Genomic DNA, 26,806 nt, shown 5'->3' with positions numbered 1-26,806 from the left:
TAGTAGCTAAATAAGTTTTAGATTAATTTCTAAAGCCAGATCTTACTCCACCAGAAACAAATAAAGCAGACATTCTGGATTTTTGACCATTAGTGAACATATACATTCCTCGGTCATCAGTATAATCCATATAGTTCATTGTCATTTCGGCATGATTATCTGTACCACAAGTACTTATATAAGGATAATTTGGAACGCCAAAATTCGCTGTTTTAGCAATAGGTGTATCTGCAACTAGATCATTACCGCAAGAAGCATCACCCCAAATATGGCGTAGATTCATCCAGTGACCTACTTCATGAGATGCAGTTCTGCCTAAATTATAAGGATAACTAGAAGTACTTGATAAACCAAAATAATCTGAATCAATAACTACTCCATCTGTTGCTGCAGCACCTCCAGGAAATTGAGCATATCCTAAAATTCCTCCACCAATATTACAAGACCAAAGATTAAGAGTGGTAGCCGGTGATGTAGGGTCGATTCCACCTTGTTTGGATTTTTTCATAGCATCTCTCGTTCCCCAAGATTTTTTGGAAGTAGATTTTCTAATAATATTTACCAATTCAAAAGTGATGTCAACATTTGCTGCTACTAGAGCAAATTCATCAGGAATTTTATTAAAATCTGAATTTGAAGCTGTAAAATCTTGATTTAAAACATCAATTTGAGATTGAATTTGTGTGTCCGAAATATTTTCGGCGTTAGTGTTATACAATACGTTTACTACTACAGGAATTACAATTTTTCCATTTACCAATCGGCTGCTATAAAATTGAGCTTTTTGAGTGAATGCTTCAATTTCGTTCATTCTTATGGCTAAAGTTGGATCAGACGCTAATTGTTCTGCCAATACTTCCTCAGTTGCACATCCACGATGCGCAATTGAATTAGTATCTGGTGAAATTAATTCTGTTGTTTCGTTTTGACATGAAAAAAGAACCAACACTAAAGTTGCGAATAGAATAGGTTTTTTCATAATTTTATAGTTATAATTAAGAATAGCAAGTTAATTCATTAACAATTTTATAACAAAAAAAATAAAAAACCTATTTTTATGAAGTTTTTCTGCAAACTATATGTTTTTGATGCCAATCCCATTTTTTTTTATTAAGAATTATTGTCGAAAATTATTTTTGTAAAGTCTAAATGGTTTTATTTGAAGTTGTTAATGGTTATTTTGCAAAAGAAACATTTTTTTTAATTGCCAAAAACATAATAAATTATATTGGCACCCATTTTTAGGGCTTTTTGACGAATTTCGAAAGGATCATTATGTACTTCTGCATCTTCCCATCCATCACCTAAATCACATTCGAATGTATAAAGTAATACTAATCTATTGTCTATAAATATTCCAAATGCTTGAGGGCGTTTTCCTTCGTGTTCGTGAATTTTGGGTAATCCAGTAGCGAAAATAGTTGGTTTTTGAAAAATAGAATGATTGGCAGGAATTTCAATTAAATTAGTAGTAGGAAATAATTTTTTTATTTCTTTTCTAATGTACTGGTCCATACCATAATTGTCATCGATATGAAGAAAACCGCCAGCGGTTAAATAATTTCGTAAATTAACAACATCCACATCACTAAAAACTACGTTACCATGACCAGTCATGTGTATAAAAGGATAGGAAAATAAATCAGGACTACTTGGTTCTACAGTTGCTGGCTTAAGGTTTATTTTTGTATTGATATTGGCATTGCAATATTTGATTAAATTAGGTAAGGAGGTGGGATTGGCATACCAATCGCCACCGCCACTATATTTTAATAAAGCAATTTCTTGTGAAAAGGAAGTAAAGGAAATTAGTAATAAAATGTAAAATACTCTTTTCATAAAAAGATAAATTATCTAGTTATAGTTGTCTAAATTATTCATTTACAAAAACCACACTATGGCAAGCGACTATAGCTGCAGTTTCTGTTCGTAATCTCGTATTTCCTAAAGAAACAGGAATGTATTTATTTTCAATTGCCAATTCGATTTCCTTTTCAGAGAAATCGCCTTCAGGACCAATTAAAATTGTTATATTTTCATTTGGATTTAAAACAGATTTCAATGACCTCTTGTGTGTTTCTTCACAATGTGCTATAAGTTGCATGCCTTCATTTTCGAGTTTTACGAACTCTTTAAAGGATAGTGCTGGATTTAATTTTGGAAGAAATAATACATTAGATTGTTTCATAGCCGTTAATAAAATTTTCTCAAATCGATCTAAATTAATCACCTTTCGTTCAGAGCGATCACAAATAATTGGTGTAATTTCATGAATGCCAATTTCAGTAGCTTTCTCTAAAAACCATTCGTAACGATCATTCATTTTAGTAGGTGCAACAGCCAAATGCAATCTGAATTTTGATGGTTCTGCCTTTTCGAAGGATAGAATTTTCACGGTGCACTTATTGTCCGAAGCTAATGTTATTTCTGTTTTCAATAACAAGCCCAAGCCATTGGTAACGTATAAGATATCGGTATCTTTTTTACGTAATACTTTAATGATGTGTTTGCTTTCTTCTTTGTCAAAAGAAAAGCTTTCAGTGGTTTCGTTGATAGTTGGATTGTAAAATAATTGCATAATTTAGAATTGTATTCTTGCTTTTGAAACAACGGCAGAAGTCTCGAAATTTTTAGATAAAAACTTTTGATAACCTACAATTCCTATCATTGCAGCATTATCTGTGGTGTATTCAAATTTTGGAATGTACGTTTTCCATCCGTATTTATTTTGGGCTTCTATTAAAGTATTTCTGATTCCCGAATTAGCTGAAACACCTCCGCCAATTGCAATTTGCTTGATTCCAGTTTCTTTAACTGCCAATTTTAATTTATCCATTAAAATTTCGATAATGGTATATTGAATAGAAGCGCAAATATCATTTAAATTTTCTTCAACAAAATTGGGGTTAATTACTTTATTTTTTTGGATAAAATATAAAATAGCGGTTTTTAATCCGGAAAAACTAAAGTTTAAACCTGGAACTCTAGGTTTAGTAAACGCAAAGGCTTTTGGATTTCCAAGTTTAGCATATTTATCAACTAATGGTCCTCCAGGATAGGGAAGTCCTAGTATTTTGGCACTTTTGTCAAAAGCTTCTCCAACAGCGTCATCTGTAGTTTCGCCGATTATTTTCATATCAAAAAAATCATTTACTTTAACAATTTGGGTATGACCACCAGAAATGGTTAAAGCAATAAAAGGAAAAGTTGGTTTTTGACAATCTTCTTCATCAATAAAATGAGCTAATATATGGGCTTGCATGTGATTAACAGCAATTAATGGAATTTGTAATGCTAATGACAAAGATTTAGCAAAAGAACTTCCTACTAAAAGGGATCCCATTAATCCGGGTCCTTGAGTAAAAGCAATGGCAGAAAGCTGCTCTTTCTTTATATTTGCTTTTTTAAGAGCTGCATCAATGACAGGTACAATATTTTGCTGGTGCGCTCTTGAAGCAAGTTCGGGAACAACACCTCCGTATAGATTGTGAATAAGTTGATTAGCTACAACATTAGATAGTACTTTGTCGTTATGTAAAACTGCTGCTGCCGTGTCATCACAAGAACTTTCGATGGCAAGAATAAAAACCTCGGAATTTTGCATAATTAAGGAAGAATTTTGAATTATATTTGACAAACTGTTTGATAGACTTACGGCGAGGCCAAAATTAAAGAATTTTTATTAAAGGGCTGCTGTTTCTACAGGCAATATAATAATTTTTAAAATTTTTAAAACATTTAATAAGTATCAAAAAACTTAAAAAAATAATATTTCGTTTTATACTTGGACTAATTCTGCTGTTATTGGTACTAGGCATTGCGCTTTCATTGCCATTTGTTCAAACTAAAATTGGAATTTATGCTACTAATAAAATTAACAAAGAATTTAAAACAAATATTAATGTTGAGCAAGTTTCAGTAACCATTTTTGGAGGAGTGAAACTTAAAAAAGTTCTGATCTTAGATCATCACAAAGACACATTGATTTTTGCTAATAGAATTAAAACCAATGTTTTAGATTGGAATAAATTATTTATTGCCGATTTGTACTTTGGTGAAATTCAATTAGATGGATTGATTTTTAATATGAAAACGTATAAAAAAGAGAAAGATTCCAATCTTGATCGTTTTATAGCTTCATTTGATACCGGAAAACCGCCTTCCGATAAAAAATTTATTTTGCAGGCATCTAATATATCTATAAGAAATGGACGTTATTTGTTAATAAACGAAAATAGACAAGATCCAAAAAATATTGATTTCACTAAAATTAACGCTACAATCAATGATTTTAAAATCACTGGACCTCAAGTTGATGCTGTAATTTATAAAATGGCATTTGTTGATCATAGGGGAATTGTAGTTAAGAAATTAAATACAAAATTCAGCTTTACTAGACAATACATAAAATTAGAGAGTCTTTATTTAGAAACTAAAGAATCTAATGTGACAGGGAGCGCAGTTTTGTATTACGATATTGACAATGGAGATTTCGCACATTTTACAGATAAAGTTGAGTTTGACGTGAAGTTAGACAAAGCATCGATAGGGTCAAATGATATTCGATTTTTTTACGATGAATTGGGAAGAAATCAGCGTTTTTATATAAAAGGTAGAATTAGAGGTCCTTTGAATAATCTGAGAATATCAAATTTAAATTTGAATGATTCTAAAAAATCACAAATAATTGGTTATATCAATTTCAAAAATCTTTTTCCAAATGAAGAACAGGAATTCTTTATGGATGGTAAATTCACAAAACTTACTACCAATTATAACAATCTAGTTGCAATATTGCCAAATGTTTTGGGTAAACGATTGCCAATTATTTTGAAAAAACTGGGCACTATCTCAATTGTTGGTAATACAAAAGTTACTACAACTTCAGTAGCTGCTCATGTTGCAATGACTACGCTTTTAGGAAAGGTAAATTCCGAATTGATAATTAAAAACATGAATTTATCCGATATAGCAGCTTATAAGGGTAATGTTGTTTTGGATGATTTTGATTTAGGTACTTTTTTAGAAAGAACGGATATTGGAAGAGTAAGTTTAAATGTAGATGTTGATGGTGTAGGATTTTCTGAAAAGTACTTAAACACAACCATAAAAGGGGATGTATCTAAAGTGAATTATAACGGTTATAGTTATAGTAATGTAGTTTTAAACGGGATTTTTAAAAAAGGATTATATAAAGGTCAGGCTACTGTAAATGATCCCAATTTAAACATGAATTTTGATGGCCTTGTTGATTTAAGTAAAAAAGAAAGTAAATATGATTTTCATATAAATGTAGTAAATGCAGATTTACATAAATTAAAATTCATTAAAGATTCAATTTCTATTTTTAAAGGAGATGTAATAGTTCAACTTTCGGGCAATTCTGTCGACAATCTTAATGGTGATGTTTTTATTAATCAAACGACTTATCAAAACGTCAAAGCGACTTATAATTTTGATGATTTTTATATCAATTCAACTTTTGATCAGGATCGGGTAAGGACAATTACGGTAAATTCTGTTGATATTGTAAAAGGTCAAATTGTTGGAAAGTACGAATTTAATCAGGTAAAAAACCTAGTAACTAATTCGTTAGGTAGTCTTTATACAAATTACAAGCCTTTGAAAGTTAAGAAAGGACAGTTTTTAAAATTTGATTTCACTATTTATAATAAAATTATAGAAATCTTTTACCCGGAAATTTCACTAGGAACAAATACAGTTGTTAAAGGTACTATAAATGGTGATGATCAGGAATTTAAACTAAATTTTAATTCTCCAAAAATAACAGCTTCGACAAATACATTTGATAATATCAAAATTAAAATAGACAATAAAAACCCACTTTATAATGCTTATATTGAAATAGATAGTATAAAGACTAAGTTTTATGATATTCGAGATTTTAGTTTGATTAATGTGACAATGAAAGATACTTTGTTTTTTAGATCCGAATTTAAAGGCGGTTCTAAAGGTCAGGATTATTTTAATTTGAATCTATATCATACCATTAACGCAGATAATAACAATGTAGTAGGATTGAATAAATCGGAGATAAAACTCAAAGATTATTTATGGTATTTAAATGAAAAGGAAACACCAAATAATCAAATTGTTTTTGATAAATTATTTAAGAATTTTAATTTCGACAACATAATTCTAACTCATGAAAATCAAGAAATAACCTTCATGGGAGATATAAAAGGTTCCAAATACAAAGATTTAAAAGCTACTTTAAAAAATGTAGATTTGAATCAAATTACTCCAACAGATCCACATTTCGTATTTAATGGAAATATGAATGCGACAGTAAATTACAAACAAAATAATGAAGTTTATAAGCCCACAGCATCTATTCAAATTGATAAATTGAATATAAATAAAATAGATTTAGGTGATTTAAATTTTAATATATCGGGAGATGAAAGCTTTAAAAAATTTACTGTAAGCTCAAGTATTGTCCATAATTTAGAGAAATCTTTTGATGTCAATGGTAGTTTTGAAATTATAGACAAAAAAACAATTTTAGATATAGATTTGCAATTAAATAAATTTAATTTAGGAATACTAGGAACGCTTGGAGGAGAAGTTTTATCAAATATAAGAGGGTTTGCTTCCGGAAATGCACGAATTGAAGGTAATCTAAAAAAACCAACAATTAACGGACGGTTATATGTTGATGAAGCTGGGTTGACAATTCCTTATTTAAATGTTGACTATGCTTTGAAAGAAAGTACTATTGTTGATCTTAGTGATGAAAAGTTTTTGTTTAGAAACACGATACTTACCGATACAAAATATGGTACAAAAGGGACTTTAAACGGAAGTATTGAGCATAATAATTTTTCAGATTGGAAGTTAGATTTGACTATCAATTCAAAAAGATTATTGGTGTTAGATACAAAAGATCATGAAGATTCTGCTTATTATGGAATTGCTTATATTAATGGTGTCGCCTCTATAAAAGGACCAACGGAAAGCTTGTTTATTAAAGTTGATGCAAAATCTGAAAAAGGTTCCTCTTTAAAAATTCCCATAAACGATGCTGATAATGTTAGCGAAAATAATTTCATCCATTTTTTATCAGCCAAAGAAAAATTCAATCTTAAAAAAGGAATTGTTGATAATACGCGACATTATAAAGGGCTTGAATTAGAGTTTGATCTTGATATAACTCCTGATGCCGAAGTCGAAGTTATATTAGATCGAAATTCAGGACATGGAATGAAAGGACGAGGAAATGGAACCCTTTTATTTAAAATAAATACACTAGGTAAATTTAATATGTGGGGTGATTTTCAAGCCTATGACGGAACCTATAATTTTAAATATGGAGGGATAATTGATAAGAAGTTTATAGTGAAAAAAGGAGGCTATATTTCATGGGAGGGAGATCCTATGAAAGCACGTTTGAATTTAGAAGCCATCTATAAAACATCAGCAAATCCAGCTTTATTATTAGAAAACTCTTCTTATAATAAGAAAGTTGATGTAAACGTCATAATTGGTGTTCGTGGAGATTTGGCCAGTCCTGAACCTGACTTTAATTTCGAATTCCCGACGGTTAGTAACGTGTTAAAATCAGAAATCGAATACAAGTTAAACGATAAAGATGTTCGACAAACCCAAGCGCTATATTTGTTATCTACAGGGAATTTTTTAAGTACTGCAGGTTTGAGTCAATCTGCGTTATCGTCTAATGTGTTTGAAACAGCTACAAATTTACTAACAGGAATGATTCGTTCAGAAAACGATAAATTTAAGTTAGATTTAAATATTATTTCTGCTGATAAAACCATTGGAAAAGAAGCAGATGGTCGATTTGTTGCCTCTATTTCTTCTAAAATAAATGATAGAATTACTATAAATGGTAAATTAGGTGTTCCATTTGGTGGTATTAATGAAACTGCAGTAGTTGGAAATGTGGAAATTTTATATAGGGTAAATGAAGACGGAACCTTAAATTTAAGGTTTTTTAATAGAGAAAATGATATAAATTATATTGGGGAAGGAATCGGGTATACTCAAGGTTTTGGAGTTTCTTATGAAGTGGATTTTGATACTTTCAAAGAATTGGCTAATAAGTTTTTTAAAAATAAAAAAATAGAAAGAGCTGAAAAATCATATGAAGTGGACCAAGATTCCAGACCATTTCCTGAAAATAGAAATACATCTCAACCAAAAAAATCAACTTCACAAGATTTTAAAATAAATCAAGAAGGAAAGCCATCAGAAGAAGAGTAGCGTAAGAAATCTATATTTTAAGAATTCTGAATTTTAATTTCTATCTTTTGAATATGTCTCATAAAACAGTTAAAATCAGTACGTGTAAATTCATTTTATTCAACAAACGTATCAACTTATTAACGAAAACGTTTGAATTTAGGGTGTAAATTTAATTTATTCGTAACATAGTTTTATAAGTGATGAATGTTTGTTAAATTTACACTTTAATACATTTAAAATGTCAAAAGAAATAAAAAAAATTGGAGTTCTTACCTCAGGTGGAGATTCACCAGGAATGAATGCCGCAATTAGATCTGTTGTTCGTACATGTTCTTATCATAAAATAGAATGTGTCGGAATTTATAGAGGTTACCAAGGAATGATTGAAGGTGATTTTATAGAAATGGGACCACGAAGTGTTCATAATATTATAAATAAAGGAGGAACGATTCTTAAATCGGCTCGATCTAAGGACTTTAGAACACCAGAAGGTCGTAAAAAAGCCTATGATGAACTTACTAAAGCAGGAGTAGATGCATTAGTAATAATTGGAGGAGATGGAAGTTTTACAGGAGCTGAAATTTTTAATCGCGAATATGGTTTTCCAGTAATGGGAATTCCGGGAACTATTGATAATGATATTTTTGGAACCAGCCATACTTTAGGATATGATACTGCTCTAAATACTGTAGTAGAATGTATCGATAAAATTCGTGATACTGCCAGTTCTCATAATAGATTATTCTTTGTGGAAGTTATGGGACGTGATGCAGGTCATATTGCATTAAATGCAGGAATCGGAGCAGGGGCCGAAGAAATTTTAATTCCTGAAGCCGATTTGGGTTTAGATCGATTGGTAGAATCACTTATGAAAAGCAAAGCTTCAGGAAAGTCATCTAGTATTGTTGTCATTGCAGAAGGGGATAAAATAGGTAAGAGTGTTTTTGAATTAAAAGATTATTTTGATTTAAATCTGCCAGAATATGATGTTCGTGTTTCTGTTTTAGGACACATGCAAAGAGGTGGGTCACCATCTTGTTTTGATAGAGTTTTAGCGAGTAGGCTTGGTGTAAAAGCTGTTGAATGTTTATTAGCAGGAAAATCTAACTTTATGGTAGGAATGCTTAATGATGCTGTAACACTTACCCCATTATTACACGCAATAAAAGGACATACAGAAATAGATAGAGAATTACTTCGAGTTTCTGAAATAATGTCTGTTTAAAAAAGTTAAACATAATAAATAAATATAGAATATTAATAAATTAAATATTAAATAGAATGTCAAAAGTAAAATTAGGAATAAACGGTTTTGGTAGAATTGGAAGAATAGTTTTTAGAGAATCTTTCAATAGAGACAATGTAGAAGTAGTTGCAATCAATGATTTATTAGATGTAGATCACTTAGCATATTTATTAAAGTACGATTCAGTTCACGGTCGTTTTAACGGTGTTGTTGAAGTTAAAGAAGGTAAATTATTCGTTAACGGAAAAAACATTCGTATTACTGCTGAAAGAAATCCAGCAGACTTGAAATGGAATGAAGTAGATGTTGATGTAGTTGCTGAATGTACAGGTTTCTTTACAACACTTGAAACTGCAAACGAGCACATAAAAGGTGGTGCTAAAAAAGTAATCATTTCTGCTCCTTCTGGGGATGCTCCAATGTTTGTAATGGGAGTAAATCATACTGAAGCTAAAGCTACTGACTTAGTAGTTTCAAATGCATCTTGTACTACTAACTGTTTAGCTCCATTGGCTAAAGTTATTAATGATAACTTTGGAATTGTTGAAGCTTTAATGACAACTGTTCATGCTACAACTTCAACTCAAATGACAACAGACGGTCCTTCTAGAAAAGACTGGAGAGGTGGACGTGCTGCATCTTGCAACATCATCCCATCTTCTACAGGAGCTGCAAAAGCTGTTGGTAAAGTAATTCCTGAATTGAATGGAAAATTAACAGGTATGTCTTTCCGTGTTCCTACAACAGATGTATCTGTAGTAGATTTAACTGTAAAAGTTGCTAAAGAAACTTCTTATGAAGAAATTATGGCGACTTTAAAATTAGCTTCTGAAACTACTATGAAAGGTGTTTTAGGATTTACTGAAGATTTAGTTGTTTCTCAAGATTTTGTTGGTGATGCTAGAACTTCTATCATTGATGCTAATGCAGGAATTGGTTTGAATTCTACTTTCTTCAAAATCATCTCTTGGTATGATAATGAATATGGATATTCAAGTAAATTAATTGATTTATCAATTTATATTTCTGGATTGAAATAATTCAAAACCATTTTTTTCAAAATCCCGTTATATAAATTAACGGGATTTTTTTATATTAGCTAAAACTAAATTATTATAAATTATGAGATTAATTGTAGATAGTGGCTCTACCAAAGCTGATTGGATTGCTATAGATGATGATGGAAAAATATTGTTCACTACTCAAACTTTAGGTTTAAATCCTGAAATTCTTGATGCTGAAGAAATTGTTTCACGCATAAATGATCGTTTTGATTTGCTTCAAAATAAAGACAAAGCGACACATTTATTCTTTTATGGTGCAGGATGTGGTACGGATAGAATGAAAATAAATCTTTCGCAAACCTTTCAAAAGTATTTTTCTAATGCCATCGTTGATGTACGTGAAGATACCTATGCGGCTGTATACGCTACAACTCCAAAAGGGGAACAGGCTATTGTAAGCATTTTGGGAACGGGATCAAACTGTAGTTATTATGATGGAAAAGTTTTACATCAAAAAGTGCAATCGCTTGGGTATATTATAATGGATGATTGTAGTGGCAATGTTTTTGGTAAAGAATTAATTCGAAAATATTATTTTAATAAAATGCCAAAGGAGTTAGCTGTTGAATTTGAGAAAGAATATAATTTAGATCCTGATTATATAAAAAGCAAATTATACAAAGAAGCAAATCCTAATGCTTATATGGCCACTTTTGCAAAGTTCCTTATTCAACATAAAGACGCAGAGTTTTGTAAAAAAATAATTTTTAAGGGGATGAAATCATTTGTAAAAAACTACATACGCCAATATGATAATTGCAAACAGGTGCCAGTACATTTTGTAGGTTCGATAGCTTTTTATTTGAAAGACGAACTTCAAATCACTTTTGATAAATACGAAATGAAATTAGGTAATGTTTTGAGAAGACCTATTGATGGACTTATTGCTTATCATATAACCAATAAATAATATTGTTATGGAAATTGCTATTATTGCACATGATGGTAAGAAAGCCGATATGGTTCAGTTTTTGAATAAAAATAAAGATATTTTAGACAAAGATTTTATCAAACTTATTGCAACTGGAACAACTGGTTATAAAGCTGAATTAGCAGGATTTAAAATAAAAAAAATGCTTTCAGGTCCTTTGGGAGGTGATGCTCAAATTGCTGCAAGAGTGGCAGAAGGAAAAACGAAGATGGTTTTGTTTTTTAAAGACCCTTTAGCAAGTCATGCACATGAAGTCGATATCAATATGTTGCTGCGCGTATGTGATGTACACAATGTGCCAATAGCAACTAATGAAGCTTCAGCACAATTATTATTGTATGCTATAGTACAGCAATCATAGATATTTCGACATTTACATTTTTAGGCAAACAAGCCACCTGAACCGTTTCACGTGCTGGAGCGGTTTTTTCGTTGAAATAAGCTCCGTATACTTTATTAATAGCCGCAAAATCATCCATATTAATTATGAAGATGCTTGTTTTTACTACGTTTTCAAATGTCATTCCAGCGGCTTCTAAAACAGCTTTCATATTTTCCATAACTTGATTCGTTTCATCTTCAATGTTTGCAATGATTAACTCACCACTTTTTGGGTTAATAGCAATTTGACCTGATGTATAAAGCGTATCTCCTTTTAAAACAGCTTGGTTGTATGGTCCTATAGGTGCAGGAGCATTTTCTGTGTAAATTATTTTTTTCATAAAATTTTATCTTTTATTAACACTACGTTTATCCCATTTTATATCGCTTAAAATTCCTGATTTTATTCCGATAAAGAAACTCCAATTTGAATTTGTTCCAAAAGGAGTCCAGTTAAATGACATTCTCCAACTTAATAAATCTCTTTCAAAACGAAATTGAGTATATGTAACTCCATTTTGTACAAAATCATATCCTGTCGAAATACCTGCTTTCCATTTTGGAGTCAAATCGGTATTGGCAGAAATCATTATTGAATTTCCGGTTATTTTATGTTCTCTGTTGTTGTTTCCGTAGGTTAATGAATAAGCAAAAGTCATATCCCAAGGTAATACGGATTTAAAAAACTCCGAAACTTTGTCTTCGCCACTTTCTTTATCATCAAATAGACTTTTTCCTCTTTCGCTATCAATAGTGTTTTTACCAAATAAATCATCATCACGACCACCGTTTCTTTGTGTTTGGTCGTTTTGACTTTTATCATCATCCTTATCTTTTTTGCTAGCTATAGAATAATTTAAGGTCATATTAGCACTTGTCATTCTAAATAAACTACCTCCATTATTAATATTATAAACATTCATTCTGTTTCCAGAATTATCAATTGCATAAGGGTCTAATGTTGTAGCGAAATTTACATTCATTTTATCTTTAAATAACTGTGTTCCTCCACTTAATCTTACTGGAGACCAAGCGAGTGAATTAATTCCATCAGCATTTAAATCATAACTTGTAGAAAGATTTAAATTGTTTAAAAGCATGATTTTTTTGAGTTCTGTTTTTGTACTGTCTTTATCAGCCACTTTTGCCTCAAAAGTATTACTCAAACTAAATCCAATATTATTGGATTTTGAATTTCCTGGCGCACCAAAAATACCATTTTCAAAACGAGAGTAATCTTTGTTAATTGTACCCGACCCATCGGTTGCATAAGTATCGTAATATTTGGAAAAACTGGGGGTATAACTATGGGATAAAGCGGGTCTCATGACGTGTCTGATGGATTTAATCTTTTTGTCTTCGCCAAAATTAAAAGTTCCATAAATTGTAGTACCTAAACTACTTGAAAAGTTATAAGTTCTATAGGAGTCGAATCCATTATTTATTTTATCAACAACTGTACTTAAATCCTTATCATAGTTCCGACTGATTGTTTTTATATACCAAACTTCATCATAGTTAACAGAAGTCGTGGCACTGAAATATTTGAACAATTTAAAATTTGTGCTTAAAGGTATGCTATGTTTCATACCCAATTTTGCATTTTCAAACATTTGAGATTTAAAAAACAAAGTATCGGTTGTTACGAAACTGTTTCTTCCACTCATATTATATTGCAAGTTGATGTTTTTGAAAAAACCTTTTTTTTCTCCACCTTTACCAGCAAACGGATAGATGCTTTCGATACTATATTGCATATCCGGCAATGTCATATTAATTACTGAAGTCTGAGTGTTTTGAGAGTGTGTTGCAGATAAGGACAGTCGTGATTTTAATTCACCATTAAAAGTTTTACTATAAGATACGGATGAACTAAGAGTATTGTTTAGAGTGGAACCTATATTTGCAGTATTGATAGACTGTTTAAAATATTTACTGCTACCAAGATTGACAGAGGCTGAAAAACTAGAGTTTGGGCTTCCTTTTGAATCTTTAGAATGCGACCACTGAATATTATATATATTTTGTTTTGAATAATCAGGATAGCCTCTTTCGCTATTTATTAAATTCTCAAATCGTATGTTTACATTTCCTCTATAACTATATCTTTTAGAATAATTAGACTCGAATCGCATGGCATAACTACCATTTGTATAATAATCACCTAAAACAGTTAAATCATATTTATCACTAAGTGCAAAATAATAACCTCCATTTTGTAACGAGAATCCTCGCGTATTTGAATCATTATAACTGGGTAATAAAATTCCTGACACACTAGTTTCTTTACTCATAGGGAAAAAAGCAAATGGTAAAGCTATAGGAGTGGGAACGTTTGCAATAACTAAATTTGTTAATCCAGTAACCACTTTTTTACCTGGTATAAATTTTACTTTATTGGTTTGAAAATAATATTCTGGATTATCTACATCTGTAGAAGTTGTAAAACGAGCCCCTTTTAAGAAATAAACAGAATCATTTTCTTTTTTGGTAATTGCCGCTTTAACCTTAAATTCCCCTTGTTCTGTTCTTGAATTCCAAATTATGGCTTTTTTTGATTTAAAATTAAAGCGAATTGAATCAGGTTCGATAAGGTTTTCTCCTTGTTTAAAATTTGGAAATTGAGTAAATTTTCCAACAGAATCTTTTATTCTTCCAGCATTTACTTCATTTAGTTTATAGTTCATGACTATAATTCCAGATTTTAACTCGATATCTTGATAGTACAACTCCGCTTTGTCGTATAAAGTAATCAGTTTTTTCTTTTGCTCAATTTTAACGAAATTCTCAGATTTGTATTTTATCTTTCCCTCAAGAAATGCTTTGGTTTTAATACTATCTTTTTTTATGGAATCTAATTGAGTTTTTGGAACAATAATTGATTTATCATTATTCTCACTAATTAAATTGCCACTAATTTTTTTGCCGTTAGTAGGTACCGCTGTGCTTTTTTTTGCTATATCTTGTGAATATAAATTACAATTTCCTATAGTTAGGAAGATTGAAAAAAAAACGATATTAAATAAGTTTGTATTCAAAGGTTTTAATGCTATTTTTGTAAAAATATGGCTTGTTTATTGATGTGTCAAACTTACATATAAAATTTTGTCAAAAATAATCAATTAATAAAATTTAAACCATAGTGTTTTAAATAAAATTAACTTTTAGATATATGAATATTATAAATAAAATTAAATTACAATTTGCTTTTTCATTAACTATCTTAACATTAGTTTCTTACGGTCAGTCTGGTAACTTTAGAGTAACATTGGACGCAGGACATGGTGCACATGATTTTGGCGCTACTTATAATGGTCACGTCGAAAAAAACATAAACTTAGCCATTGTATTAAAAGTAGGACGATTATTAGAGCAAAATCCTAAAATTGATGTAAATTATACTCGGAAAACGGATGTTTTTATCGATTTAATAGAAAGAGCTAATATTGCCAATAGGTTTGATGCCAATATATTTGTTTCGATACACTGCAACGCAAATAAAAATACATCAGCCGATGGTACCGAAACTTATGTTATGGGTATGAATAAGGTTTCTTCAAACCTAGCAGTTGCAAAAGCGGAAAACTCGGTAATTACTTTAGAAAAAGATTACAAACAAAAATACGAAGGATTTGACCCCAATTCTCCTGAAACAATGTTAGGAGTGACTATGATGCAAGAAGAATATTTAGATAATAGTATTTCTTTAGCAAGCAAAATAGAAGATCGATTTGCCGCTTTAGGTAAAAAAATAAGACAAGAAGGAGTGAAGCAGGCACCATTTATGGTACTTCACAAAGCCTATATGCCAAGAGTATTAATTGAGACTGGATTTATTTCAAATACTATCGAAGGAAATATATTGGATTCGGAAGAGGGACAAATGGATATTGCAAAAGCAATTACTAGTGCAATTTTAAGCTATAAAACTGAATATTTTGGAAATGGAAATTATGAAAGTGTTATAGACAGACCTTCTCAAAAAGTAGTCGAAAAATCAAATAAAGATTCATCATTTCCAGCAAAGGCAAAACAAATCATTGACACTCCCAAAACAAATCAAGATAAAAAAAATCTAGATTCATCTGATGTAATTTTTAAAGTGCAACTTATGGCTAGTGTTAGAAAAGTTGAATTATCACCAAATAATTTTAAAGGATTAAGGAATATATCAATGGAGTCTGGTAGTTCACTATACAAATACATGTATGGAGAAACTGATGATTACAATGAAGCCAAAAGATTAATGCAAGAAGCAAAAGCTAAAGGATATGAATCCGCTTATGTAATCGCTTTTAAAAACGGCATTAAGATTAATATACAAGACGTAATCAATAATTAATAACAAAAAGTTTAATTATTTTATATTAAATTTGTCCAAACACAAAAAATTTGAAATTGACACGAGAAATTAAAACCGCTATATTAGTCATTTCGGCTATTTTACTATTTATTTGGGGATATAGCTTTCTAAAGGGTAAAGACCTTTTTAATAATTATAAAACAGTTTATGTAGAATATGAAAATGTAGAAGGTGTTGCAAGATCTGCTGCTGTTACTCTAAATGGTTTTGTTGTAGGTAAAGTAAGTAATATCTCATTGAATTCGAATAGTGGAAAAATATTGGTTGAGTTACAATTAAAAACTGAATTCCCGATATCTAAATCTAGTATTGCTTCTATTTATGAACCTGGTTTTATAGCAGGTAAACAAATAGCAATTTATCCCAACCTTAATGATAAATCAATTTTGGAAGATGGCGATAGAATTCAAGGAGATGTAAAAGCAGGACTTACAGAAGCATTAAAATCAAAACTAGTACCCTTACAGGAAAAATTCGAAAAATTAATTCTTAATTCAGATAAATTAGTAATTGGCATTAATAATGTTTTTGATAAAAAAGGGCAACAAGATATGAAAAAAAGTCTTGCTGAATTAAGTAAAACCATGGAAGAATTTCATAAAGCATCAACAAGTATTAATTCGCTTTTAGATGATAATAAAGTAAAAATAAATGGTGTTGTAACTAACTTTAATAAAGTGTCTAGTGATTTTTCTAAAATTTCAGATTCATTAAACAAAGCTAATTTAGGTAAAACGGTCAAAAATTTACAAAAGACTTTGGCAAGTGTTGATAAAATAATAACAGATCTTAAAGCAGGAAAAGGATCTATGGGTAAAATGCTAAACGATGATGCTTTATATTCTAATTTAAACAATACTTCAAAAGAATTAGAATTACTTTTACAAGATGTAAGACTCCATCCAACAAGATATATAAATGTTTCCATTTTTGGAAAGAAAGACAAGCCTTATGTAGCTCCAGTAAAAGATACTGTTGCGAAAGTAATAAACTAGCAATTATGAGCTATTTAGATTCAATTTTATTTGCGGTACTGCTGGTTTTTGGATTTGGATATTTTTTTTCCAATATCATAAAAATTAGAAGAAACATCAATCTTGGGATTGATGTAAATCGAAAAGATAATCCTAAAGCTCGCTGGAAAAATATGGCAATGATTGCTCTTGGACAATCAAAAATGGTCAAGAGACCTGTTGCTGGAATTCTACATATTATTGTTTACGCTGGTTTTATAATTATCAATATCGAATTACTAGAGATAATCATTGATGGCTTATTTGGTACCCATCGTATTTTTGCATTTCTAGGAACTTTATACAATGTATTAATAGGTTCATTCGAAATATTGGCTCTCTTAGTTATAGTATCAGTAACACTTTTTTGGATACGCAGAAATGCAATTAAATTAAAAAGGTTAGCCAACAAAGATTTGGCTGGTTTCCCTAAAAATGATGCCAATTATATCTTGTATTTCGAACTAGTTTTGATGACTTTGTTTTTGTTTATGAATGCCACCGATTTGCATTTACAAAATATTCCTGGCGGTTTCTCTCATTTTATTACAGCAGGAAGTTATCCTGTAAGTCAATTTTTTGAACCATTATTTAATGGAGTTTCAAATGAATCAGTACTCCTTCTCAACGAGATTTTTTGGTGGTTGCATATTATTGGTATTTTCATATTTATGAACTACTTGTATTTTTCAAAACACCTTCATATTTTATTAGCATTCCCAAATACTTATTTCGCTGATTTGAATCCAAAAGGACAGTTAGACAATTTAGAATCGGTTACCAATGAAGTAAAAATGATGATGGATCCCACTGCCGATCCTTATGCCGCAGTGCCCGAAAATACCGTTCCATCTAAGTTTGGTGCTAGTGATGTACAGGATTTAAACTGGGTTCAATTATTGAACGCCTACACTTGTACAGAATGCGGTCGTTGTACGGCTGCATGTCCAGCAAATATTACTGGGAAAAAATTATCACCTCGTAAAATAATGATGGATACGAGAGATAGACTAGAGGAAGTTGGAAAAAATATTGATGCCAACAAAGGTGTTTTTGTACCAGATAACAAATCATTATTAAACGATTATATCACACCCGAAGAACTTTGGGCGTGTACCTCATGTAACGCTTGCGTCGAGGAATGTCCTGTAAACATAAGTCCACTTTCCATTATTATGGATATGAGACGTTATTTGGTAATGGAACAAAGCGCAGCGCCAACCCCTATAAATGCTATGATGACCAATATCGAAAATAACGGAGCACCTTGGCAATACAACCAGCAGGATCGATTAAACTGGAAAAACGAATAGAATAATTTGGGCGTGACCCTCCGTAAAAACTACGGGTCGGGCTATACGTTCCCGCTTTTTTTGATCGGCAAAAAAGCCTCACAAAAAAGAGCTCCACTTTTATCCCTCACGCGGACATAAGTGAATAAAAAATAAATAACACAAAACGGTTTCAGATTACAGTTTCTCCAAACTTTAAACCTTAAACCTTAAACTTTTTTTATATGTCAGAAGTTTTAATAGTTCCCACAATGGGCGAAATACTAGCTCAAGGAAAACAACCCGAAGTTTTATTTTGGGTTGGTTGCGCAGGAAGTTTTGACGATAGAGCAAAAAAAATAACAAAAGCATTCGTTCGAATATTAAATCGTGCCAATGTTACTTTTGCAGTTCTTGGCACCGAAGAAAGTTGTACAGGAGATCCAGCAAAAAGAGCCGGAAACGAATTTCTGTTTCAAATGCAAGCCATGACAAATATCGAAGTCTTGAATGGTTATGAAATAAAAAAAATAGTTACTGCGTGTCCCCATTGTTTTAATACATTAAAAAATGAATATCCTGAATTAGGCGGAAAATACGAAGTTTTACATCATACAGAGTTTCTTAAATCATTGCTTGACGATGGAAGATTAACCATCGAAGGCGGTCAATTCAAAGGAAAACGAATAACTTTTCATGATCCTTGTTATTTAGGAAGAGCCAATAACGTATACGAAGCGCCTCGTGATTTAATTCAAAAACTAGATGCCGAATTCGTCGAAATGAAACGCTCTCGAGCCAATGGATTGTGTTGTGGAGCGGGTGGAGCGCAAATGTTTAAAGATGCAGAACCAGGTACTAAAGAAGTTAATGTAGAAAGAACCGAAGATGCTTTAGAAACGCAACCTGATATTATAGCAGCGGGTTGTCCATTTTGCAATACTATGATGACTGATGGAATCAAAAACAAAGAAAAAGAAGGCACGGTAAAAGTTTTAGACATCGCCGAATTGATTGCCAATGCTCAAGATTTATAGCACTATTTTTTATAAAAGGAATATGTCTTTAAGAATGTTTATTTTATTTTTTTTAATAAATGGTTCGCTAATTGCTCAATCTTTAGATACAATCAAGACAAATGATTCATTAATCAACATAAAACTTTCCAATGACTTTAAATTCAAACCAAAACAACTAATAATTCCATCTGTGTTAATTGCTTACGGGTTTATTGGAATGGAATCGGATTGGGTAAAAAATATCAATAAAGAAATAAGTGAAGAAGTTACAGAAAATATTGATAGAAGATTGACTATAGATGATTTTTCGCAATATGCCCCTGCACTTTCCGTTTATGCATTAGGAGCCATAGGAATAAAAGGTAAAAATAATTTAAAAGACAAATCAATTATACTAGCTACTTCATTTATAATAATGAGTATAACGGTTACAGCATTAAAATCGATTGCAAAAATTGAAAGACCGGATGGTTACAGCAATAATTCGTTTCCTTCAGGGCATACAGCAAATGCATTCATGGGAGCCGAATTTCTTTATCAAGAGTACAAAGTTACTTCTGTTTGGTATGGTGTTTCAGGCTATGTAGTTGCAGCAGCCACAGGAGCATTTAGAATATACAATAATCGCCACTGGCTTACCGATGTTGTTTCTGGTGCAGGAATAGGAATAGTAAGTGCAAAAGCGGGATATTGGTTGTTGCCTGTTGTAAATAAATTATTTACTTCAAGTTCAAACCCTAATAAAAGATCAGCATTTATACCGTATTATAATGGAAATCAAGTTGGCTTTGGTTATGTCTCTTCTTTTTAAATTATAAAAAATAGAATTAGCAATATTTAATTACAAATCAAAAACGATCACCCTGAGCTTGTCTAAGGGAAAAATAATAAATAACATGTATATACCTTTCGAAAATTTACCAGGAGAATCTAAAATTTGGATCTATCAATCAAACAGAAAATTTTCTGATGCCGAATTTGCAGAAATTGAAACAGATTTACAATCCTTTCTTAATAAATGGGAAGCGCATGGAGTAAGTCTTGAATCGTCTTATGAATTAAAATACAATCGATTTATCATTATAGCTGTAAATCAAGAAATACAAGCAGCAACAGGTTGTTCAATAGATTCCTCAGTTGTATTTATTCAAAAATTAGAACAAAAGTACAAGGTTGATTTATTAGATAAAATGAATGTTACTTTCAAAAACGGAGAACATATTGCTCACAAATCATTGATAGATTTCAAAAAAATGGCCAAAGAAAAAGCCGTTACCGAAAACACGATCGTTTTTAATAATTTGGTCAATAACATCGAAGAATATAACGAATCTTGGGAAGTTCCAGCTATGGATAGCTGGCACAGTCGTTTCTTTTAAAAAAAATAAAACAATGACGCTTAGGCACAAAGTTTTTTATTGGAACTTTGTGCCTTTTTTTCTTTATTTTGTTCGTGCATATTCTTCAGATATGACGAATATAATACCAAACGAAAATACTTTTTAGACCAATTCTATTTTTGTCAAATCGAGCGCAGTCGAGATATATTAATGAATCTTGACTGCGCTCGATTTGACAAATTGGTCTTTCTTATAAATATTATAATTATAGGCTAGGAACCAGAATAACTAATTCATTTATATTAGAACTTTGCATCTTAGTGGCAAAAAAAAATTGTACATTTAGTGACTGCAATTTTATCAAAACTTTGAGCTTTTGTGGAAAAAAACTTCTTTTTAACGACTTCATTTATAATAAAATAGAATTGGAATAGATTTTCACTATATGTTTACAAGCATAATGAAAGTATCACTCATTGAGGAAGAATCAGAAAATAGCATTTTACTTTTACGACTATTTCTTATTCCACTTATCAAATTAAATTCAAGAATAATAGTGCAATTTAGGAGTTAAAATTTCTATGGAAATCTTGAAATTTACTAAATACATTATAATTCCGTTTGTTATAGTACCATATACAACAACCAAATTTATTTCGATAAAATATATTCTAAATCAAGTTTTATTTAGGAACATTAATTTTAAAATAAATTAAATGAAATTTAATATAATTTTAGTTTTGTTATCCGTTTTTAATATGCTAAATGCTAATTCACAAACAAAAACATTGCAATATAAGTTATTGGTAGCAGGAGAAAATATTGGAACGGTAACTGCAACCAAAAAAATTGAAGGAAATAAAACAACATATATGTCAAATGCGGATGCAAGTGCAAATTTTATTTTTAAAACCGAAATAAAAACGAGAATGTCAGTAGTTTATAAAAATGATATTCTTCAGGAAAGTAGTTTCAAACTTTTTAAAAACGGAAAACTTAAGGAAGAGTCAACTACTAATTTAAAAAATGGAGTTTATACCATTATTCACGATAATGAAACCAATTATTACAATAAAAACATCTTTAATAGTACTATAATCCTGCTTTTTGAACTTCCTAATACTAAAGAGAGCTATTTTGAAGAAGTTGAAGGAACTTTTAAAAATGTCACATTAATTAATGAGAATCTTTTCCAATTATTAGGTGAAAATAGTAGTCAAAAAGATGATTATAGATATAGAAATGGTATTTTATACTATTCGTTAGTTAGAAATACATTCGTTAATTTTGAAATGGTTTTAAAAGCTAACTATTAAAATGAAGTTTTTAATCCAATTCTAATACCAAATCCAGGATTTACGGGTCCATTAAAATTCTGAAAATTACTCCGCCAAATAAAATCCAATCTAAATGGTCTAACATTTCCATACCCAATGTTTTCAAATCCAAAACCGTATTCATAGTAAAGTTTTGTAGGCGCAACATAATGTATTGATGATTGATTGATGGCTATACTACCATTTGATATTGTCCCATATACGCCTCTAATAGTTAATAAACTTCTCCAATTTAATTTTTTGATTATTGGAATTCTATTTAAAAGAAGACCGTTAAAATGTTGTTCAAAATGCCCTTCAGCATAGGTATCCGCAACAAATTCATAATAATCTAACAATGCAAAAGTATTGGGTAATAAAAAATAGGTTTGATTGGCTGAAACCGTTGTTAATAAAGATAGAGGAGTTGCCTCAAAAGTTTTACCAGCACCAACTGTAGCATCAAATATTCCAAATTTGCCCAACGAAATAGGATTGTTATATAACACTTGTAATCGATTATAATTAAAGCTTCCGCCAAATACATTTTTATAACCTCGTTCATAATTAAACATAAATATAGGATGCAATTTGATGCCTAGTTTTTCATCAACACCAAAACCAGAAGTTTCTTTTCCTGGTGTATACGTCAAATAGATATCGGATTTTAAATTTGTAGTTGCTGATTTTATTTGATCCGAATTAACATCTAAATAATCTAACGAAAATTGATGTGGATCTGCCGATTGAATTATATTGTGTGTAAATGTAAACCCAAGATGTAAATTTTTTGCAGGTTCTACATCAAATCGAAACATACTTTTTTGAATTTTTGAAAGAAAATAATTCTGTCCTCTGTTAAATAATGCTTTAGAACTTTTATCAGCTTCAGGTAATAAATGGATACCATTAAATTGTGTTAGACCCATTTGTTCGTTATCTTTCAAAAAGGCAGCGCTTATAGTTAATCTGGGTGTATTTGTAATTAAATATCGAGCTTCTAAACCATATTTGGTTATTTTATCTTTGCTACCATAAGCCGTAAAACCTTCCACTCTAAAAAGATCCTCATCTGAAATAAATGTTCTAAACCCCAAACGCAAACGTAAACCTTCTATTTGATTACTTGCCGCAGTTGTCCAGATATTACCAGTTTGTAACCCCTTAAATAAAGGAACATAGCCGTCTGAAAGGATATAGATTGTTCCAATAACAGCTTTTATTTTTTTAGTGTCTTTAATCACATTTACAACTTTATACAGGTCTTTAGTTTCTTTATCTTGTTTGTTTTTCCAATAGACACTGTCTTTTTCAAACTGTTTGGATGTTAATTGTAGTATTTGTTTATCATAAAAATCAACATCTTTTGGTGCGTTAAGAATGTAATTGCAAAATTTTTCTTTTTTAATTACATATATTCCTTTTTCATTTTCTTCTTTGGTAAGTAATGTAAAATCGGCTTTGTACTCATTTGATAAAGGCAAGTAAATACTATCGTTTTGAATAGTAAATGTTTTGGTGAATTCAAAATTGCGAACAAAATTTAAATTCATTTTTCGTGGTGTTTGCATTTCAATTTTGGTTAGTGCATAGTTTTTAGAATCAACAATAAAGCTACCTCTAAAAGCGAAATCCCTAGATTCTCTAGGATAAAACCGAATGGAATAATACTTTTTGTCTCCCACAAAAGTACTGTCCGATAATTCATAATTATAAGTGCCAAATCCTTCAGACGAAATTGGACTTACAAAATTTTTATTCAAAATGGTGATGTTGTTCTGATACACATCGATTTCTTGAAAAACATTGGCAATTCTGTCGAATATTTTACCCTGTTGTTTAATTCCAGTCGCTCTCGAACCATCTATATCTATACGTTCTTTCTTTAAATGATTGTTACCATATATTTTTTTATTGTTTTCAATTAGTTCTATTGGAACAAAAAATTTATTATTAAAATCAGTTTTCATTTTTAAAGCAAAGCTATCAAAATCTTTTTTTAACATTTTTTTTACAAACGATGTGTCTAAATTATCCATACCCAATTCAATACTCGTATATTTTTCATATTCATATGATGTAGCAAGTTGTAACCCATTTTTCTTTTTGTTTTTCCAAATATTCTCCAAAATTTTATAGGCTGGATTTTCTTTATTTTTTAATTTTTTTTTTGATCTAGATTTTATTGCAACTTCATTTAGAATTATGGTTTGTTTTTTTAGTGCAATTTTTAAGTCCTCTGTCTTTAGCTTTTTCAGTGGGACGACTTTATTTTCAAAACCTATGTAACTCACGTTTATAGTCGTAAAATTAGAATTAGATTTTAATATAAATTTACCTGTTGAATCCGTTAATGTACTTTCGTTTGAACCTAAAAAAACGATATTGGCACTAACTATGGGCTCGTTTTTTTCGTCTGTAAGAATTCCTTTTACAACGGTTTGACTTGATATAATGTTAGAAGTTGCAAGTAATCCTATGATGAAACCATTAACTTTCAATATTTTAACTTTGGGTTTTACATCGTGTTTAGAACATTTATCCTTTTCTTGAAAAGGCCTTAGTATTAGCTTTTTAAAATTCTCATTATCTTTACGGACCATATTAGTGTCTACTCCACAAATAATTTCGGATTGTTTTAGATGACGAAAAGTAGAAAATAATTGATCCCATATTGTTAGTACATCACCAAAATTACTGTCGGTATAGGGTAATTGATAATGATGATGAATGTGATGCGTGTTTGGAGTAACAAAAAATTTAGAAATTATATTGTTTAGCTTTTTTGGTAGCTTCGTTTTAGAATGTGATATAATATTTGATGAACTTTGAATAAATTGTTTAAAAATAAGTACCCAAGGAGTTGCTCCAATTAGGCAAATTATTAAAATAGAATAACTCACTCTTATAAACGTTTCTCCAGGATGTTCTCTGACTGTGGTTGTGATATCTACATCTAAATCGCTATGATGTACTTGATGAAATTTCCAGAACAAAGGAGTTTTGTGCATCATAAAATGATACAAATAATCAAAAAAATCAAGGATTACGAAAGCAACAATAAAAAACAGAAAGGAATTTTTAGAAATGGGAAGTAAAAACATAAACCCCAAATGTTTGGCTTCAACAAAATTGGAAGTAAATAATACCAATATCGATAATGAAAATTGAATTGGAATTACAAAAAATAAAAACTTAGCATTTAAAAAAGTATGTGAAAGTTTAGTGTCTCTATTTTGAGAGAATAGAAAATATTCTAAAAACCAAAAAAACACTAAAATACAAATGAAAAGAAAAATTTGGAACTCAAAGATATGATTAAGAATAGGTGCCAATTTATTGTGTTTTAATTAATATTTTCACAATAGTAAGTATGTATTCTACCTTAATTCTATTCTAATTCTATTGGAATTCTATTTTTTGAGTTTAAAAATAATAGGGCTAATAAAAGTGTAAACCATAGAATTTAAATAGATTCAGTTTGTAAAATTGCAATTAAAAAATTAAATTAAATTATTGCAACTTTGAAACTGAAAAATAATAAATTGACTTGTATGATAAAAACATTACAGAATAAAAATATTGGGCTTATAAAAAATGTTTTTTTATTCTCATTTATTGTAACTTATTTAAATGTTCAAGCTCAGCAAAACGATACTATTACGAATTCAATTATAAAAAATGTAAACTGTCAACAGTTTACGATAAATGATAATTTAAGCTATCAATATTCGAAACCAAAATTCTTTGATTTCATTACAAAAGAGCCACACGATTTTGGATTAATGGGGAGTATGCTGATACAAAGAAGCAATTTGATTTGGTTTGGAGTATCGGTAACAGCAACAGTGGCATTACTTCCGGCGGATCAAAAAATCACAAATAGTTCCAGAAATTATGGTCAGCAAATAGGATTTCCGGAAAGTCATAATTACTCTGGTGCTATAAAAATGTATCCAAAAAATATAAATTCAGCAATTTACAGAATCGGAAATGGATTCACAGCACTATTAGTAGGAGGAGGGCTGTTAACTTACGGATTAATTAATAATAATTATCGGGCGATTCACACTACAAGTGAATTGCTAGAAGGATTAATTACATCTGGGTTATTAGTGCAACCTTTTAAACGATTAACTGGTCGGGAAAGTCCAGATGTTGCAGCAATAAGTGGTGTTAATGGTGGTAATTGGCAATTTGCACCATCATTTGCAGCCTATCAAAAGCACACACCAACTTATGATGCAATGCCCTCAGGACATATTACCACATTAATGACAACAGTGATGATACTATCGGAAAATTATAAAGAAGTAAAATGGATAAAACCAGTTGGTTTCGGACTTATGGGGCTCATGGGTTTTGAAATGTTGCAAAGTAAAGTGCATTGGGCTTCCGATTTTCCAATTGCAATTTTTATGGGGTATATTATTGGAAAAAGTATTGTAAAATCAAGAATTACTGAAATAAAAAAGACTGAAGTTAGTGATGTAAAAGCGTTTCAACCTAAGTTTCATTATTCTTTTAGTTCCAATCAAAGTTATACATTAGCAGGGGTAAATATGGTTTATTAAACTAAGAAATAGTAAACTTAGTTAATTTTGTAGGAAATGAGATTCTAACATTAAATGCAGCA

Annotated in this window: 20 protein-coding genes; 13 read left to right on the top strand and 7 right to left on the bottom strand. The window is 30.4% G+C overall.

All coding sequences use genetic code 11. The features are described 5' to 3' along the window. Positions 1–22: 22 nt before the first annotated feature. The 4 genes from E0F76_RS12755 to tsaD form a co-directional block, all read right to left on the bottom strand. Positions 23–979 (bottom strand): zinc metalloprotease, encoded by a 957-nt coding sequence (locus tag E0F76_RS12755; RefSeq protein WP_132006605.1) that lies wholly within the window; start codon positions 977–979, stop codon positions 23–25. Positions 980–1,200: 221 nt separating this feature from the next. Next, positions 1,201–1,839: a DUF4159 domain-containing protein gene (locus E0F76_RS12750; RefSeq protein WP_132006602.1), complete on the bottom strand. Its 639-nt coding sequence runs from the start codon at positions 1,837–1,839 to the stop codon at positions 1,201–1,203. A gap of 34 nt (positions 1,840–1,873) precedes the next feature. Further along, positions 1,874–2,578, bottom strand: a complete 705-nt coding sequence (locus E0F76_RS12745; protein ID WP_132006599.1) for a 16S rRNA (uracil(1498)-N(3))-methyltransferase — start codon at positions 2,576–2,578, stop codon at positions 1,874–1,876. 3 nt (positions 2,579–2,581) lie between these two features. Continuing rightward, positions 2,582–3,604: a tRNA (adenosine(37)-N6)-threonylcarbamoyltransferase complex transferase subunit TsaD gene (gene tsaD, locus E0F76_RS12740; RefSeq protein WP_132006596.1), complete on the bottom strand. Its 1,023-nt coding sequence runs from the start codon at positions 3,602–3,604 to the stop codon at positions 2,582–2,584. A 200-nt stretch (positions 3,605–3,804) separates the two neighbouring features. Between tsaD and E0F76_RS12735 the strand changes: the two genes are divergently transcribed. From E0F76_RS12735 to E0F76_RS12715, 5 genes are all read left to right on the top strand, one after another. Next, the gene (locus E0F76_RS12735; RefSeq protein ID WP_246022055.1) at positions 3,805–8,244 is read left to right on the top strand and encodes a translocation/assembly module TamB domain-containing protein; all 4,440 of its coding nucleotides are present in this window, start codon (positions 3,805–3,807) and stop codon (positions 8,242–8,244) included. 220 nt (positions 8,245–8,464) lie between these two features. Beyond that, entirely contained in the window at positions 8,465–9,451 is a 987-nt protein-coding gene (gene pfkA / locus E0F76_RS12730; RefSeq protein ID WP_132006590.1) for a 6-phosphofructokinase, read from the top strand. A gap of 56 nt (positions 9,452–9,507) precedes the next feature. Beyond that, positions 9,508–10,512, top strand: coding sequence for a type I glyceraldehyde-3-phosphate dehydrogenase (gap, locus tag E0F76_RS12725; protein WP_132006587.1), 1,005 nt, complete (start codon positions 9,508–9,510; stop codon positions 10,510–10,512). 82 nt (positions 10,513–10,594) lie between these two features. After that, positions 10,595–11,446: an N-acetylglucosamine kinase gene (locus tag E0F76_RS12720; RefSeq protein ID WP_132006584.1), complete on the top strand. Its 852-nt coding sequence runs from the start codon at positions 10,595–10,597 to the stop codon at positions 11,444–11,446. Positions 11,447–11,453: 7 nt separating this feature from the next. Continuing rightward, positions 11,454–11,828, top strand: a complete 375-nt coding sequence (locus tag E0F76_RS12715; protein WP_132006581.1) for a methylglyoxal synthase — start codon at positions 11,454–11,456, stop codon at positions 11,826–11,828. On the opposite strand, the gene E0F76_RS12710 is transcribed toward E0F76_RS12715, so the two are convergent. Then, a complete protein-coding gene (locus tag E0F76_RS12710) occupies positions 11,809–12,189 on the bottom strand; it encodes a RidA family protein (RefSeq protein ID WP_132006578.1) in 381 nt (126 codons plus the stop codon). The genes E0F76_RS12715 and E0F76_RS12710 overlap by 20 nt on opposite strands. Positions 12,190–12,195: 6 nt before the next feature. Further along, positions 12,196–14,886 carry a putative LPS assembly protein LptD gene (locus E0F76_RS12705; RefSeq protein ID WP_407920991.1) on the bottom strand — a complete coding sequence of 897 codons (2,691 nt, stop codon included), beginning with the start codon at positions 14,884–14,886 and terminating at the stop codon, positions 12,196–12,198. Between the two features lie 134 nt (positions 14,887–15,020). On the opposite strand from E0F76_RS12705, the gene E0F76_RS12700 reads away from it, so the two are divergent. The 7 genes from E0F76_RS12700 (at position 15,021) to E0F76_RS12670 (ending at position 22,170) form a co-directional block, all read left to right on the top strand. Beyond that, positions 15,021–16,190, top strand: a complete 1,170-nt coding sequence (locus E0F76_RS12700; RefSeq protein ID WP_132006575.1) for an N-acetylmuramoyl-L-alanine amidase family protein — start codon at positions 15,021–15,023, stop codon at positions 16,188–16,190. A gap of 50 nt (positions 16,191–16,240) precedes the next feature. Continuing rightward, positions 16,241–17,206 (top strand): MlaD family protein, encoded by a 966-nt coding sequence (locus E0F76_RS12695; RefSeq protein ID WP_132006572.1) that lies wholly within the window; start codon positions 16,241–16,243, stop codon positions 17,204–17,206. A gap of 5 nt (positions 17,207–17,211) precedes the next feature. After that, complete coding sequence (locus E0F76_RS12690) at positions 17,212–18,537, top strand: (Fe-S)-binding protein (protein ID WP_132006569.1); 1,326 nt, start codon at positions 17,212–17,214, stop codon at positions 18,535–18,537. A 203-nt stretch (positions 18,538–18,740) separates the two neighbouring features. Beyond that, positions 18,741–19,532, top strand: coding sequence for a (Fe-S)-binding protein (locus E0F76_RS12685; RefSeq protein ID WP_132006566.1), 792 nt, complete (start codon positions 18,741–18,743; stop codon positions 19,530–19,532). A 34-nt stretch (positions 19,533–19,566) separates the two neighbouring features. Next, positions 19,567–20,325 (top strand): phosphatase PAP2 family protein, encoded by a 759-nt coding sequence (locus tag E0F76_RS12680; RefSeq protein WP_132006746.1) that lies wholly within the window; start codon positions 19,567–19,569, stop codon positions 20,323–20,325. Between the two features lie 85 nt (positions 20,326–20,410). Next, positions 20,411–20,893 carry an ABC transporter ATPase gene (locus E0F76_RS12675; protein WP_132006563.1) on the top strand — a complete coding sequence of 161 codons (483 nt, stop codon included), beginning with the start codon at positions 20,411–20,413 and terminating at the stop codon, positions 20,891–20,893. A gap of 677 nt (positions 20,894–21,570) precedes the next feature. After that, a complete protein-coding gene (locus E0F76_RS12670) occupies positions 21,571–22,170 on the top strand; it encodes a DUF6134 family protein (protein WP_132006560.1) in 600 nt (199 codons plus the stop codon). On the opposite strand, the gene E0F76_RS12665 is transcribed toward E0F76_RS12670, so the two are convergent. Further along, the gene (locus E0F76_RS12665) at positions 22,167–25,274 is read right to left on the bottom strand and encodes a DUF5686 family protein (protein WP_132006557.1); all 3,108 of its coding nucleotides are present in this window, start codon (positions 25,272–25,274) and stop codon (positions 22,167–22,169) included. The genes E0F76_RS12670 and E0F76_RS12665 overlap by 4 nt on opposite strands. A 450-nt stretch (positions 25,275–25,724) precedes the next feature. Here E0F76_RS12665 and E0F76_RS12660 point away from each other — a divergent pair, with 450 nt between their 5' ends. Next, complete coding sequence (locus E0F76_RS12660) at positions 25,725–26,744, top strand: phosphatase PAP2 family protein (RefSeq protein WP_132006554.1); 1,020 nt, start codon at positions 25,725–25,727, stop codon at positions 26,742–26,744. Positions 26,745–26,806: the final 62 nt, after the last annotated feature.

The organism is Flavobacterium cellulosilyticum, from assembly GCF_004349355.1.
GTDB lineage: Bacteria > Bacteroidota > Bacteroidia > Flavobacteriales > Flavobacteriaceae > Flavobacterium > Flavobacterium cellulosilyticum.
Note: the sequence above shows the minus strand (reverse complement) of the source record. Positions and strands in the feature narration are given on the sequence as shown.